15 protein-coding genes are annotated in these 13,210 nt (G+C 62.8%); 11 read left to right on the forward strand and 4 right to left on the reverse strand.

All coding sequences use genetic code 11. From position 1 onward, the window contains the following. Nucleotides 1-39: 39 nt before the first annotated feature. From AC3RCM_RS01085 to AC3RCM_RS01100, 4 genes are all read left to right on the forward strand, one after another. Nucleotides 40-1,140: a uroporphyrinogen-III C-methyltransferase gene (locus AC3RCM_RS01085; protein ID WP_003255892.1), complete on the forward strand. Its 1,101-nt coding sequence runs from the start codon at nt 40-42 to the stop codon at nt 1,138-1,140. Continuing rightward, nucleotides 1,137-2,375: a heme biosynthesis protein HemY gene (locus tag AC3RCM_RS01090; RefSeq protein WP_492629304.1), complete on the forward strand. Its 1,239-nt coding sequence runs from the start codon at nt 1,137-1,139 to the stop codon at nt 2,373-2,375. Before AC3RCM_RS01085 ends, AC3RCM_RS01090 begins: the two co-directional genes overlap by 4 nt. A gap of 222 nt (nt 2,376-2,597) precedes the next feature. Beyond that, nucleotides 2,598-3,104 (forward strand): disulfide bond formation protein B, encoded by a 507-nt coding sequence (locus AC3RCM_RS01095; protein ID WP_010951575.1) that lies wholly within the window; start codon nt 2,598-2,600, stop codon nt 3,102-3,104. A 231-nt stretch (nt 3,105-3,335) separates the two neighbouring features. Then, nucleotides 3,336-3,806: an Rsd/AlgQ family anti-sigma factor gene (locus AC3RCM_RS01100; protein WP_003255887.1), complete on the forward strand. Its 471-nt coding sequence runs from the start codon at nt 3,336-3,338 to the stop codon at nt 3,804-3,806. Between the two features lie 8 nt (nt 3,807-3,814). Here the strand turns inward: AC3RCM_RS01100 and AC3RCM_RS01105 are convergent, their stop codons facing one another. Further along, a complete protein-coding gene (locus AC3RCM_RS01105; RefSeq protein WP_049588040.1) occupies nt 3,815-4,453 on the reverse strand; it encodes an FKBP-type peptidyl-prolyl cis-trans isomerase in 639 nt (212 codons plus the stop codon). A gap of 178 nt (nt 4,454-4,631) precedes the next feature. Between AC3RCM_RS01105 and AC3RCM_RS01110 the strand changes: the two genes are divergently transcribed. After that, nucleotides 4,632-5,651: an AlgP family protein gene (locus tag AC3RCM_RS01110; protein WP_104886830.1), complete on the forward strand. Its 1,020-nt coding sequence runs from the start codon at nt 4,632-4,634 to the stop codon at nt 5,649-5,651. On the opposite strand, the gene AC3RCM_RS01115 is transcribed toward AC3RCM_RS01110, so the two are convergent. After that, nucleotides 5,630-6,109 carry a TIGR02444 family protein gene (locus AC3RCM_RS01115; protein WP_064491755.1) on the reverse strand — a complete coding sequence of 160 codons (480 nt, stop codon included), beginning with the start codon at nt 6,107-6,109 and terminating at the stop codon, nt 5,630-5,632. The two genes, AC3RCM_RS01110 and AC3RCM_RS01115, sit on opposite strands and share 22 nt — an antisense overlap. Nucleotides 6,110-6,159: 50 nt before the next feature. Between AC3RCM_RS01115 and AC3RCM_RS01120 the strand changes: the two genes are divergently transcribed. From AC3RCM_RS01120 to AC3RCM_RS01130, 3 genes are all read left to right on the forward strand, one after another. Further along, on the forward strand, nt 6,160-8,070 hold the full coding sequence (locus AC3RCM_RS01120; RefSeq protein ID WP_064491756.1) for an ATP-binding cassette domain-containing protein: 1,911 nt from the start codon (nt 6,160-6,162) through the stop codon (nt 8,068-8,070). Then, nucleotides 8,070-8,657 carry a mechanosensitive ion channel family protein gene (locus tag AC3RCM_RS01125; RefSeq protein WP_010951581.1) on the forward strand — a complete coding sequence of 196 codons (588 nt, stop codon included), beginning with the start codon at nt 8,070-8,072 and terminating at the stop codon, nt 8,655-8,657. The genes AC3RCM_RS01120 and AC3RCM_RS01125 overlap by 1 nt, the downstream gene beginning before the upstream one ends. A gap of 198 nt (nt 8,658-8,855) precedes the next feature. After that, nucleotides 8,856-9,488, forward strand: a complete 633-nt coding sequence (locus AC3RCM_RS01130) for a LysE family transporter (RefSeq protein WP_010951582.1) — start codon at nt 8,856-8,858, stop codon at nt 9,486-9,488. A gap of 48 nt (nt 9,489-9,536) precedes the next feature. Here the strand turns inward: AC3RCM_RS01130 and AC3RCM_RS01135 are convergent, their stop codons facing one another. Further along, nucleotides 9,537-10,289 (reverse strand): slipin family protein, encoded by a 753-nt coding sequence (locus tag AC3RCM_RS01135; protein WP_064491757.1) that lies wholly within the window; start codon nt 10,287-10,289, stop codon nt 9,537-9,539. 2 nt (nt 10,290-10,291) lie between these two features. Beyond that, nucleotides 10,292-11,638 carry an NfeD family protein gene (locus AC3RCM_RS01140; protein ID WP_064491758.1) on the reverse strand — a complete coding sequence of 449 codons (1,347 nt, stop codon included), beginning with the start codon at nt 11,636-11,638 and terminating at the stop codon, nt 10,292-10,294. A 98-nt stretch (nt 11,639-11,736) separates the two neighbouring features. Between AC3RCM_RS01140 and AC3RCM_RS01145 the strand changes: the two genes are divergently transcribed. From AC3RCM_RS01145 to AC3RCM_RS01155, 3 genes are all read left to right on the forward strand, one after another. Beyond that, the gene (locus AC3RCM_RS01145; RefSeq protein ID WP_003255874.1) at nt 11,737-12,195 is read left to right on the forward strand and encodes an aminoacyl-tRNA deacylase; all 459 of its coding nucleotides are present in this window, start codon (nt 11,737-11,739) and stop codon (nt 12,193-12,195) included. A 61-nt stretch (nt 12,196-12,256) separates the two neighbouring features. Further along, nucleotides 12,257-12,499, forward strand: a complete 243-nt coding sequence (locus AC3RCM_RS01150; protein WP_020190423.1) for a DUF2789 domain-containing protein — start codon at nt 12,257-12,259, stop codon at nt 12,497-12,499. Between the two features lie 69 nt (nt 12,500-12,568). After that, nucleotides 12,569-13,207: a hypothetical protein gene (locus tag AC3RCM_RS01155; protein ID WP_003255871.1), complete on the forward strand. Its 639-nt coding sequence runs from the start codon at nt 12,569-12,571 to the stop codon at nt 13,205-13,207. Nucleotides 13,208-13,210: the final 3 nt, after the last annotated feature.

Consider the following 13,210-nt stretch of genomic DNA (forward strand, 5'->3'; position numbering starts at 1 on the left):
AAGCTGAATGCGGTGCGCCCCCATGCAAAGGATGGATACGTGAGCGAGACTGTCTTGTCCAATAACGATCAACCGTCGGCACAGGCGCCTGCGGAACCCGTTACCACCCCACCTGCCAAGCGCTCCGGCAGTGGCCTGGCAGCGTTGGCCTTGCTGCTGGGTGCGGCCGGGGTGGCGGTAGGTGGCTGGGGTGTCTGGCAGGTGCGTCAACTGCAGGGCAGTGAGTTCAACCAGGGCCAGCACATCGAGGCGCTGACCCAGCGCGCCGAGGCGTTGCAGCAACGTGAACAGCAGATCAGTGCGCAACTGGCCAGTCTGCCAGCCGCCAGCGAGCTGGAAGACCGCCGGCGTTTGGTAGCCCAACTGCAGGGCGACCAGCAGCGGCTCAGTCAGCGCCTGGAAACCGTGCTGGGAGAAAGCCGCAAAGAGTGGCGCCTGGCCGAAGCCGAGCACCTCCTGCGCTTGGCTACCCTGCGCCTTTCCGCGTTGCAGGACATCACCAGTGCCAAAGCCCTGGTCGAAGGCGCCGACGAGATCCTGCGCGAGCAGAGCGACCCGGGTGCCTTCGCCGCCCGCGAGCAACTGGCACGCAGCCTGGCCACGCTCAACAGCACTCAGCAACCGGACCGCACAGGCCTGTTCTTGAAGCTGGCTGCGCAGCGTGAGCTGGTACAGCAGTTGAGCGCCCAGTCCCCCGAGTTTGACAGTAACGCCGATGCGCTTGGCGCCCTGACCGCCGACGGTGATGGTGCCAGCAGGCTGTCGCAGTGGTGGGCAGAAATATCCAAGTACTTCCAGATCGACTTCAATGCCGATGAAAACGTGCGTCCGTTGCTGGCCGGGCAGCAACTGAACCAGCTGCGCCTGGCCCTGAGCCTGACTATCGAGCAGGCCCAGTGGGCAGCGCTCAATGGCGATGCCAAGGTTTACACGCAGGCGCTGGACGACGCCCGCAGCGTACTGCTGGCCAACTTCAACGCAGACAATCCGCAAAGCAAGGCCATGCTCGACAGCCTCAATGCCTTGGCCGATCAGCCGGTGTCGGTGGTTACCCCTGACCTTAGTGAAAGCCTGGCGGCAGTGCAGGCCTATATTCAGCGCCGTCACCTGCCGGCCGAGGCTGAAGGGGGCAAGCCATGAAGCGTGTCTACCTGTTGGCGGTGCTTGCGATCGTGGTTGCTGCGGCACTGGGCATCGCGGTTGCCAAGCACAGCGGCTATGTACTGATTTCCTATGGTGGCTTCCGTTATCAGTCGGGGCTGTGGGCAGCCTTGGCGGGTATTTTGGCGGTCGTCCTGCTGCTGTGGTTGCTGCGCTATCTGGTCGGCCTGGTGCTGACTTCCAGTGGTGTGGTCAACCCGTGGTCACGGCGTAACCGCAGCCGACGTATCCGCCTGGCGATCGAACAGGGCCAGCTCGATCTTGCCGAAGGCCGCTGGGCCAGTGCCCAACGGCACTTGCACCGTGCCGCCGAGGCGGAGCGCCAACCGTTGCTGTACTACCTTGGTGCCGCGCGTGCTGCCAACGAGCAAGGCCGTACCGAAGACAGCGACAACCTGCTGGAGCGTGCTCTGGAGCGCCAGCCGCAAGCGGAGCTGGCCATTGCCCTGACCCATGCCCAGTTGCAAATGGACCGTGGCGAAAACGATGGGGCCCTGGAAACCCTGCTGGCCATGCAGGAACGCCACCCGCACAACGGCCAGGTGCTGCGCTTGCTGCAACGCCTGTACGTGGAGCGCGGCGACTGGTCTGCACTGATCCGCCTGCTGCCCGACCTGCGCAAGGGTAAAGTGCTGCCTGCCGCCGAGCTGGCTGCTCTGGAGCAACGTGCCTGGGGTCAGAACCTGAGCCTGGCGACCACCCGTGGCGAAGATGCGCTCAGTGCACGTCAATCCTTGGAGCGCGCCTGGCAGCAGCTGACCGCAGCCCAGCGCCAAGAGCCACAACTGGTGCTGGCGTACGCCGAGCAACTGCGCCAGGTAGGTGCCCAGAACGAGGCCGAACAAGTACTGCGCACGGCCCTCAAGCGCGACTACGAAAGCCATCTGGCCCGCCTTTACGGCCTGGTGCGTGGTGATGACCCGGTGCGTCAGCTGCAAACCGCTGAAGGTTGGCTCAAGGCTCATCCGCAAGACGCCAGCCTGCTGCTGACTCTGGGCCGTCTGAGCATGCAAAACCGCTTGTGGGGCAAGGCGCGTGACTACCTGGAAAGCAGCCTGCGCATGGAGCGCAACCCCGAGGCCTGTGCTGAGCTGGCCCGCCTGCTCGCGGGGCTGGGCGAGACCGAGCGCAGCAACCAGCTGTTCCAGGAGGGCCTTGGCCTGCTGGACGAGCGCCTGCTGGCGCTGCCTTTGCCAGAAGGCGTGCGCGCCTGACCTACCCCAAGGCCCGCGCAAAGGTGCGGGCATTGGGGGCAGGTAATTTATCTTTCGCTGTCAGTTTGATCTGAAGTCTATTTCTTCCGTCGCCTCCTACGGCATATCTGGAAATTTCCTACGCGATTCAGTGACTTGTCGTTGCTGTCGTGCCTTGAAACAAAGCGTGTCTTTCCTCTACCGTTTCAAGCCACTACTTTTTCCCCGGGACCTTCACCGCCCATGCTGCCGGCCCGTTTGCGCACCTTTTTTCTTCCTGCCTGCCTGGTCGCACTGGCAGTACTGGTTGCGTCTTTCCGTCTGGAAAACACAGTGGGGCTGATGCCGTGCCCATTGTGCCTCAGCCAACGGTTGCTGCTTGGCGGGTACGCGCTCCTGTGTTTCGCAGCCGTGCTGCAGGCGCCGGGCACTCGGGGCATCCTTCGTTATGCTCGGCTGGCCCTGGGCTGCTCGCTGGCCGGCGCTTTGCTGGCAGCACGGCATGTCTGGTTGCAGGGGGCTGAGGGGGTCAATGAGGTATGCCCGGTGCCGATCGGGCGAGTGTTCGAGCAGTCCTGGAGTGAGGCGGCACGGCAACTGCTGCTGGGGGGCCCGGATTGCCGTTCGCTTGCCTGGAGTTTTCTCGATCTGACACTGCCGGAATGGAGCCTGTTGGCCTTCCTGCTGTTGGCGGTGCTGCCCTTGAGTTGCCTGCTGGCGTATCGTTTCCGCACCCTGGCAAGAACATGACCTGGCGCAAGGTTGTGCCATTAGCGCGACCAATGGTGATGTAACAGGGTATTAAACACTTGTATGAACTTTGTGTGCTGCGTACCTTGAAGGGCAGCACGCGCGGGAATAATCTCCCAGCACGCATACCGGAAAAACAACTGCTCGATGCCGTCCTGCTGATGTCACCTTTGTGCTGCGCGGTCGTGGTGCGAGGTGCAGCGGCATCTACCCAGAAGGGAAGAGATCGCCATGCTCGATAGTTGTCAGAACGCCCAGGAACGCTGGGGTGGGGTTCACAAGCTGATCGACCGTTGGCTGGAGGAGCGCCAGGAACTGGTGCAGGCTTTTCGCGCCCTGCGCGATGTGAGGCCAGCCTTCGCCGACAAGGACACCAACGGGGACTTTTGCGCCCTTCTGGTCGACTACGTTTCGGCGTGGCACTTCGAAGTCTGCGAGCAACTGGTCAGCGAGGCCAAGGCGTTCGGAGACAAGAAGGCGCTGAAACTGGCCGAAGAGATCAACCCACGGATCAACGACAGTACTCAGATCGCACTGGCCTTCAATGACCATTGCACCAAGGGGGAGTGCAAGGACACCGAACGCTTTGCCGAGAAGCTGGCCAAATTGGGCGGGTTGTTGCATGAGCGCTTCGAGCTTGAAGACTGCCTGATCGAAGTGCTGCACAACGCACACAAGGAAGAGGGTGCAGTGCAGGCCTGAGGTTGGCGTCAGTCGCCAACCGCCAGCAGTTCGATCTCGAATACCAAGGGGGTGTAGGGTGCGATCAGGTCTCCCGCCCCCTCGGCGCCATAGGCTTGCGCTGAAGGAATTACCAGGCGCCATTTGGCGCCGGTGTGCATTTTCGGCAAGGCGACCTGCCAGCCTTCGATAACCGAATCCAGGTTGAACCATTGGGGGGTCTGGTTCTGGTCGAATATTGAGCCGTCCGGCAATCTGCCCACATAGCGCACTTGCACTTTGCCGCCCGCTTTTGGCTGTGCACCCGTGCCTGCCTGCAATTCGCTGTACAGCACACCTTCCGTTAGTTCGTGCACCCCATAACGCCCACGTTCATTAGCCATGAAACGCGTTTCGGCGGCCTGCAGCTTTTGCGCAGCGGCGTCACCTTCCTGGGCTTCATGCTGCTGCAGCACTGCCTGCATGCGTGCCTTGTCGAGTTTCAGGGGTTGCCCCTGATAGGACTGTTTCAGGCCTTCGACCAGTGCATCCAGCTGCAAGCCTGGCATCTCCTGGCGCAGGCGTTCACCCAGGCTGGCACCCAGGCTGTAGGCCAAATCGTGGTCGTCGTTGTCGGCCAAGGCGAGGGGTGCCATCAGGCATAAACCCAAAACAAGATATCGAGGCAACGCCTGACTCCCAAATACCAGCAATGATTAATTCAGCAACTACACTTTCACGCAGCTGCAAGATAACAACTTTGCCCAGGCATGCAACGCGGCGTAAACATTACGGTCAACATGCCCTAGCGGCGGTAGCAGCAGAAGCATAGTATGAGCCGCAATCTCGTCAGCCAGGAGGTAAACCATGTCGGCCAAAAAGAAGCCAGTAAGTACGCCGTTACACCTGCTCCAGCAACTTTCGGGCAGCTTGCTCGAACACTTGGAAGAGGCCTGCTCGCAAGCGCTGGCTGATGCGGAAAAACTGCTGGCGAAGTTGGAAAAGCAGCGTGGCAAGGCGCAGGAAAAACTGCACAACGGTCGCCTGAAACTGCAAGACGCGGCCAAGGCAGGTAAAGCCAAGGCGCAAAGCAAGGCGCAAAAAGCCATCGGTGAACTTGAAGAACTGCTCGAGTCTCTCAAGGAACGTCAAACCCAGACGCGCTCTTACATTCAGCAACTCAAACGCGATGCTCAGGACAGCCTCAAGCTGGCTCAGGGTGTAGGTAAAGTACGCGAAGCTGCAGGCAAGGCCCTTGATCAACGTGCGGCCAAACCGGCTGCCAAGGCAACCGCTGCTGCCAAGCCTGCGGCCAAACCAGCTGCCAGGGCGACCGCTGCCGCCAAGCCTGCGGCCAAACCAGCTGCCAGGGCGACCGCTGCCGCCAAGCCTGCGGCCAAACCAGCTGCCAAGACGACTGCTGCCGCCAAGCCTGCGGCCAAACCGGCTGCCAAGGCGACCGCTGCCGCCAAGCCTGCGGCCAAACCAGCTGCCAAGGCGACCGCTGCCGCCAAGCCTGCGGCCAAACCGGCTGCCAAGGCGACCGCTGCCGCCAAGCCTGCGGACAAACCAGCTGCCAAGGCGACCGCTGCCGCCAAGCCTGCGGCCAAACCGGCTGCCAGGGCGACTGCTGCCGCCAAACCGGCTGCCAAGGCGACTGCGGCAGCCAAACCTGCGGCCAAGCCAGCTGCCAAAGCCCCTGCTGCCAAGCCGGCCGCAAAACCAGCTGCCGCCAAGGCACCAGCACGCACGGCCGCCAAACCCGCCGCCAAACCTGCTGAAGCCAAACCCGCTACACCGGCCGCCGCAACCAACTCGGTGAGCCCGGCTGCTGCAGCACCGTCGGCACCTGTGAGCACGCCGTCTCAGGCACCTTCGGCGTCCTGAAGCGCAGCCGCTGCGACGCGCAACTGAACTAGCGCGTCGTGATGCAGAGCCTGGTCCGGTGCCAGCCGGGCCAGCCAGTCGTCCGCGGGCTCATGGGAGCCCACGGGCCACTGTTGTGAGCGTTCCTGCAAGCGCTCCAGCAAGGCTTTTTCTGCCTGTAACTCCAACCCCTTCACCTGTTCACGCAATGCGGCCAGTTGTGCATCACCCGATGCTGGGGTTCGCCATTGCTGGCGCAGGCTGCGCAGCGGGGCGACCACGTCACGCTGCCAAGGCTCGGCAAGTTCTTGCAGTGCTTGCGCACGTTCGCCTAGTACGGCCACACCACGTGCTTGCAGCCAGGTCGCGCACAGCAGCAGGCAGACATCGCCACCCAGTGCCTGCAGTTCAAGGCAGGCGGCTTCCACGCCGGGCCTGGCATACAGGGCCAGGGCGTAATTCCACAGGTCGGTGTGCATGGTTCCACTCGCGCTATGGGCCGAGGAAGCTGGTAGACTCCGCGACCATCATGATCAGACTATCCAACCTCACTTTACAGCGTGGTCCGCAGCGCTTGCTAGAAGGCGCCGAGATGACCCTGCACGCCGGTCACAAGGCCGGCCTGATCGGCGCCAACGGTGCCGGAAAATCCAGCCTGTTCGCCTTGCTGCGCGGTGAGCTGTCGCCCGATGCCGGTGACTGCCAACTGCCCGGCGACTGGCGCATCGCCCACATGCGCCAAGAGGTCGACACCCTCGACCGCCTGGCTGTGGACTATGTGCTTGATGGCGACGTGCGCCTGCGCAAGGTCCAGGCCGAACTGGCCGCGGCCGAGCAGGCCCATGACGGCACCGCCCTGGCGCGTCTGCACAGTGAGCTGGAAAGTGCCGACGGCTATACCGCCGACGCCCGTGCGCGCAAGTTGCTGGCTGGGCTGGGCTTCACCAACGAACAGATGGACCGCCGTGTCGGCGATTTCTCTGGTGGCTGGCGGATGCGCCTGAACCTGGCCCAGGCACTGATGTGCCCGTCCGACCTGTTGCTGCTCGACGAGCCCACCAACCACCTCGACCTCGACGCGATCCTGTGGCTGGAAGACTGGCTCAAGGGCTACCCCGGCACATTGTTGCTGATCTCCCACGACCGTGACTTCCTCGATGCCGTGGTCGACCATGTGCTGCACGTCGAGCAGCGCAAGCTCAACTTGTACAAAGGCGGCTACACCGCCTTTGAGCGCACCCGTGCCGAGCGCCTGGCGCAGCAGCAGCAGGCCTACGAGAAGCAGCAGGCGCAGCGCGCGCACATGGAAAAGTACATTGCCCGCTTCAAGGCGCAAGCCACCAAGGCCCGTCAGGCGCAAAGCCGGATCAAGGCCCTGGAGCGCATGGAAGAGCTGTCGGCGGCGCATGTCGATTCACCGTTCGACTTTGTCTTCCGTGAATCGCAGAAAATTTCCAGCCCGTTGCTGAGCCTTTCCGAAGGTCGCCTGGGTTATGGCGACAAGGCCATCCTCGACAAGGTCAAGCTGCAGCTGACCCCGGGTGCTCGTATTGGTCTGCTCGGGCCCAACGGCGCCGGCAAGTCGACCCTGATCAAGAACCTTGCAGGTGAGCTGGAGCCGTTGTCGGGCCGCCTGGTTCGTGGCGAGAACCTGGCTGTAGGCTACTTTGCCCAGCACCAGCTGGACTCGCTGGACGACAAGGCCAGCCCGCTGCTGCACCTGCAGCGCATCGCCCCTACCGAGCGTGAGCAGACGCTGCGCGACTTCCTTGGCGGCTTCGATTTCCATGGTGCCCGCTGCGACGAGCCGGTGGTTAACTTCTCCGGTGGCGAAAAGGCCCGCCTGGCACTCGCGCTGATTGCCTGGGAGCGGCCAAACCTGCTGCTGCTCGACGAACCGACCAACCACCTCGATCTGGAAATGCGTCTGGCGCTGACCATGGCCTTGCAGGAGTTTGCCGGTGCAGTGGTGGTGGTGTCCCACGACCGTCATTTGCTCAAGAGCACCACGGACGACTTCCTGTTGGTAGCCGACGGCAAGGTCGACACCTTCGACGGTGACCTGGAGGACTACAGCCGCTGGCTGGTCGAGTACCGCCAGCGCAGTGCGCCGGCCAGTACTGCACCGGCCAACCCGGACAAGACCGACAAGAAAGCCCAGCGCCAGGCTGCCGCAGCCTTGCGTCAGCAGTTGGCACCGCACAAGAAGGCTGCCGACAAGCTGGAAACCGAGCTCAACCAGGTGCACGCGCAATTGGCCGAGATCGAGACCGCGCTGGGTGATGGTGGCCTTTACGATACGGCGCGCAAGGATGAGTTGCGCGACCTGCTGGCCCGCCAGACCAAGCTCAAGCAACGCGAAGGCGAGCTGGAAGAGGCCTGGATGGAAGCGCTGGAAACCCTAGAAAGCATGCAGGCCGAACTCGAGGCGTTGTCCTGATGGAGGAACTGCGTTCGCTGCTGCCAGGGCAATGGATGGACACCTTCTGGCTGGGTTTGCAGATCCTCTTGATCCTGGCAGCGGCGTTCATCCTGCAACGTATCGTCGCTCGCGGGTTGAGCCGCCTGGGCCAGCGTTACCCGTTACCGCCGGAGCTGCTGGTGCCCGTGCGCGGCGGCCTGCGCTGGCTGATCATGGGCAGCGCGCTGCTGTTCGTGCTGGAGCGCATGGGTGTTTCGGCGACCGTGTTGTGGACAGCACTTTCCGGCTTCGTAGCGGTAGCGGCGGTGGCTTTCTTCGCCATGTGGAGCGTGCTGTCCAACCTGTTGTGCGCGGTGTTGATCTTCACGGTCGGGCCGTTTCGCATCGGCGATGTGGTCGAGCTGGTCGACACCCTCGACAAGCCAGGCGTGAAAGGCCGGGTGATCGCTATCAACCTGCTGTTCACCACCCTGCTGGAAGTGCCCGAAGCGGGCGGAGCGCTGGTGCAGGTGCCCAATAGTCAGTTCTTCCAGAAGTCCGTGCGGCGCTGGCGCGGGGCCGAGGTACAGGCCCTGCACAAAGAAACCGCTGCCGAAGCGGACTGAGCCTGTTCTGGCCCCTTCGCGGGCACGCCCGCTCCCACAGGTATTCCACAGCGTCTGAAAATGCATTGTAGGTGTGGGAGCGGGCGTGCCCGCGAAGAGGCCAGGTCAGGCCACACAAATCCATCAGAAATCACTGGTTATTTTTTCGCCAAAACCTTAGCTTAACGTTTTGCAACAAATGTTCGAGCGAGGTGTGTGATGTCGATGGAAGTATGGTTAGGCTTTTTTGCCGCCTGCTGGGTGATCAGCCTTTCACCCGGTGCCGGGGCGATTGCCTCGATGTCCAGCGGCCTGCAATACGGCTTCTGGCGTGGTTACTGGAACGCTCTGGGCCTGCAGCTGGGCCTGATCATGCAGATCGCCATCATCGCCGCCGGCGTCGGTGCCGTCCTGGCTGCCTCGGCCACGGCGTTCCAGGTCATCAAGTGGTTTGGCGTCGGCTACCTTGTGTACCTGGCCTACAAGCAGTGGCGTGCCCTGCCGATGGACATGAGCGATGAATCAGGCGTGCGCCCGATCGGCAAGCCGCTGAGCCTGGTGTTCCGTGGTTTCCTGGTCAACATCAGCAACCCCAAGGCGCTGGTGTTCATGCTGGCGGTGCTGCCGCAGTTCCTCAATCCCCATGCGCCGCTGCTGCCGCAATATGTGGCGATCACCGTGACCATGGTCACGGTCGACCTGCTGGTGATGGCGGGATACACCGGGTTGGCTTCGCATGTGTTGCGCATGCTGCGCACGCCGAAACAGCAGAAGCGTTTGAACCGCACCTTTGCCGGGTTGTTCATTGGTGCAGCCACATTCCTGGCGACCTTGCGCCGCGCGCCGGTCTGACAGACCGCATACAGGCCATTCGCGGGCAAGCCCGCGAATGGCCCATCACTATTTCTCCTTGTCTACCAACCCCTTCAGCAGATCTATCGGCAGCGGGAAGACGATGGTCGAGCTCTTGTCCCCGGCAATCGTCCCCAGCGTCTGCATATAGCGCAACTGCATCGCCCCCGGTTCCTTGCTCAGCATTTGCGCGGCTTGCATCAGTTTCTCCGACGCCTGCAGTTCACCCTCGGCATGAATCACCTTGGCCCGACGTTCGCGCTCGGCCTCGGCCTGGCGGGCGATGGCGCGTACCATTGACTCGTTCAGGTCAACGTGCTTGATCTCGACGTTGGCCACCTTGATGCCCCAGGCATCCGTCTGCGCGTCCAGCACCTGGCGGATGTCCATGTTCAGTTGCTCGCGTTCTGCCAACAGCTCATCCAGTTCGTGCTTGCCCAGCACCGCGCGCAGGGTCGTCTGGGCCAGCTGGCTGGTCGCCACCAGAAAATCCTCGACCTGAATGATCGCTTTCTGCGGGTCGAGCACGCGAAAGTACAACACTGCGTTGACCTTGACCGAAACGTTGTCGCGGGTGATCACATCCTGCGGCGGTACATCCAGTACCACTGTACGCAGGTCGACCCGTACCATCTGCTGGATCACCGGGATCAACAGGATCAGCCCCGGCCCTTTGACCTGCCAGAAGCGCCCCAGCTGGAACACCACGCCTCGCTCGTATTCGCGCAGGATGCGAAACGCCGACAGCACCAGCATGGCCAGCACGATCAGAACGGCGCCGAAACCGACTTGCATGAACATGCTCATTCTCCTTGCGTCGCTGGGGCGGCGGCGCTCACTTCCAGCATCACGCCATGGCGCGCGGTCACCCGTACGTTCTGGCCAGTTTGCAGCGGCGTTGCGCACTGCACCTGCCATTGCTCGCCCTGAGCCAGCACGACACCACAGAAGGGGTCGCTTGCCATCACCTGGGTGACGGTGACCAGGCTGCCGACCAGGCCGGCGTCGCCACTGACCAGCGCCCGTTGCCGGGCCTTGAGAGCCATGCCCAGCACGCCACCGATCAGGAGTGCCGAGAGCAGCGCCAAGGTGCCGATCAAGGCCAGGGGGATGCCGAAACCGGGGGCGTCGGTGTCGATCAGGATCAATGCGCCGACCACAAAGGCAACGATGCCGCCGAAGCCGACCACGCCGAAACTGGGCAAGAAGGCTTCGGCGATCATGAAGGTGATGCCAAGCAGGATCAGCGCCACCCCGGCGAAACTCACCGGCAACAGCTGCAGCGCATACAGCGCCAGCAGCAGGCAGATACCACCGACCACACCGCCCACCGCAGAACCTGGGTTCATGAATTCGAACAACAGGCCGTAAACGCCGATCATGATCAGGATCAGCGCTACGCTGGGGTTGGTGATGACCGCCAGAACCCTGGTGCGCCAGTCCGGCAGGTGCTCGACCACGCTGGCACCTGCGGTCTGCAACTGGCGTGGCTGGCCGGCCACCTGGAGCGTTTTGCCGTCGAGCTTGCGCAGCAGGTCAGGCAGGTCATCGGCCACCTGATCGATCACGTTCAGCCGCAAGGCCTCGCTGGCGGACAGGCTGACGGCCTCGCGCACGGCCTTCTCCGCCCAGTCGGCGTTGCGGCCGCGCATCTGCGCCAGGCCACGGATGTAGGCGGCGGCGTCGTTGACCTGTTTGCGTGCGAGGGTTTCATCGTCGCCGCTTTTGGCTTTGTCGTCACTGGGCGTGCCAGGCGCACCGCCGATCCGCACCGGCGTGGCAGCTCCCAGATTGGTTCCGGGCGCCATAGCCGCGACATGGCTGGCGTAGAGAATATAGGTGCCGGCGCTGGCGGCGCGGGCGCCGCTGGGGGCAACGTAGCTGGCGACCGGTACAGGGCTGGCGAGAATTGCCTTGATCATCTGGCGCATGGCGCTGTCCAGCCCGCCCGGGGTATCCATGCGGATAACTACCAGTTGCGCGCCTTGCGCCTGGGCCTGGCTGAGGCTGCGCACCAGGTAGTCGGCGCTGGCCGGGCCGATGGCGTCGTCGATGTTCAGCACCCACACCGCGCCGGGCGCTGCCTGGCCACCTGGCGTGATGCCAAGCAACAACAGCAGCAACAGCCAGCGCCAGCAGCGGGCGATCACCTGTCGTCACCTCATTTGCGCGTATTTCACAAGTTTAGCCCCGACCACCCGTACCCGGCCTAAAATTGAGAATTGGGGGGCGAAACCGGAGGTGCATCATGCGTATGGCAAAGACCCTGCAGGCCCGCCTGGACAAGGCCAACTGCGACTACGACATCATTCCCCACCCACATTCGGCCACCAGCCTGGAGTCGGCCCGAACGGCCGGCGTGCCCGCCGAGCGGGTCGCCAAGTCGGTGATGCTCGATGACCGTCATGGCAACTACATCATGGCCGTGCTACCGGCCAACCGGCACCTGGACATGACCAAGGTGCGTATGTCCGGGGCCTGGCATCTGACCCGTGAAAGCGGTCTGCCGAGCCTGTTCAATGACTGCGAACGCGGTGCCGTGCCGGCCCTTGGCGATGCGTACCAGATAAAAATGCTGCTCGACCCGAGTCTTACCCGCCAAGGCGATGTCTACCTGGAGGCGGGTGACCACGATCACCTGATTCACATGAGCATGGAGCAGTACATGAAACTGGTGCCGCACGCCGAAGTGCGCGAGCTGTGCTGATGTTTTCAAACCAATGCCAGGCGGGCGTCGTGGACGGCTTGCCTGGCGCTAAGGAGGAACCATGGAAGCGCCGATCCATCCCTTTGCCGAACTGTTCAAGCAGCTGGGCTTACCAGACGATCCCACGAGTATCGATCAGTTCATCACCAGCCATTCCCCGCTGAAGAACGAAATCAAGCTGGTGGATGCGCCGTTCTGGAACGACTCTCAGCGGGCATTTCTCAAGGACAGCATCATTGAAGATTCCGATTGGGCCGTGCCCTTCGATCAACTCAACGAAGCGTTGCGCCGCCCCCGAAAATAAAGCGCCGAGCGGCACCTGACGAGTGATCGGCCGTTGCTATGCTCAGGAAAACAATAAGGGGATAGCGCGATGAAAGATCCCTACGCACCAGGTTTCTGGTGTTCCGTGACGATCCTGGGCACCCTGACGGCCAGTTACTTCTATGGCATCAGGCAGACGCAACAGATGAACCAGGCCGTGCATTTCCTGTACGCCGCTGCCGCAGTCACGGTAGCGGTTGCACTGGTGGCGCTGACATGGATCGCCTGGCAGCAGCTGCGCCTGAACAAGCGCGAAGTGGTGCAGGGGCGAACGTTGCTGACCATCTGGAACACCAAGGTTGCGCTACGCCGCGTCGAGACGGTTTTCGATCGTTATTTCTGGGGCAGCTATTGGCATTCGGGGCGCACCTTCGAAGAGGTCATGGGCGAGCTCAGGGGCACTCCGCTGGAGCAGAGCCTGGATGCGCTGAAGCGCCAGTGCCGGGTGCTCGACCGCGAAATCCATGACCGCCATCACCACTGGCTGGCCAACGCTCGCGACCTGTCCAGCGTGGCCCAGGCGATGGCCCGCGAACGCTACCAGCTGGACCTCGGCGAGCCCACGCACAGCGGCCACGGCAATACGGCAGTGCTCAACCGTGATCTGGAAGTGCTGGTGTACACCTGGTCGGCGCGCTTGCGTAGCTTCGACCATCAGCTGGACGAGCTGGAGCGCGCCTACCATTGAGGC

The sequence above is a fragment of the Pseudomonas sp. GW823-FHT05G12 genome, from assembly GCF_058795575.1.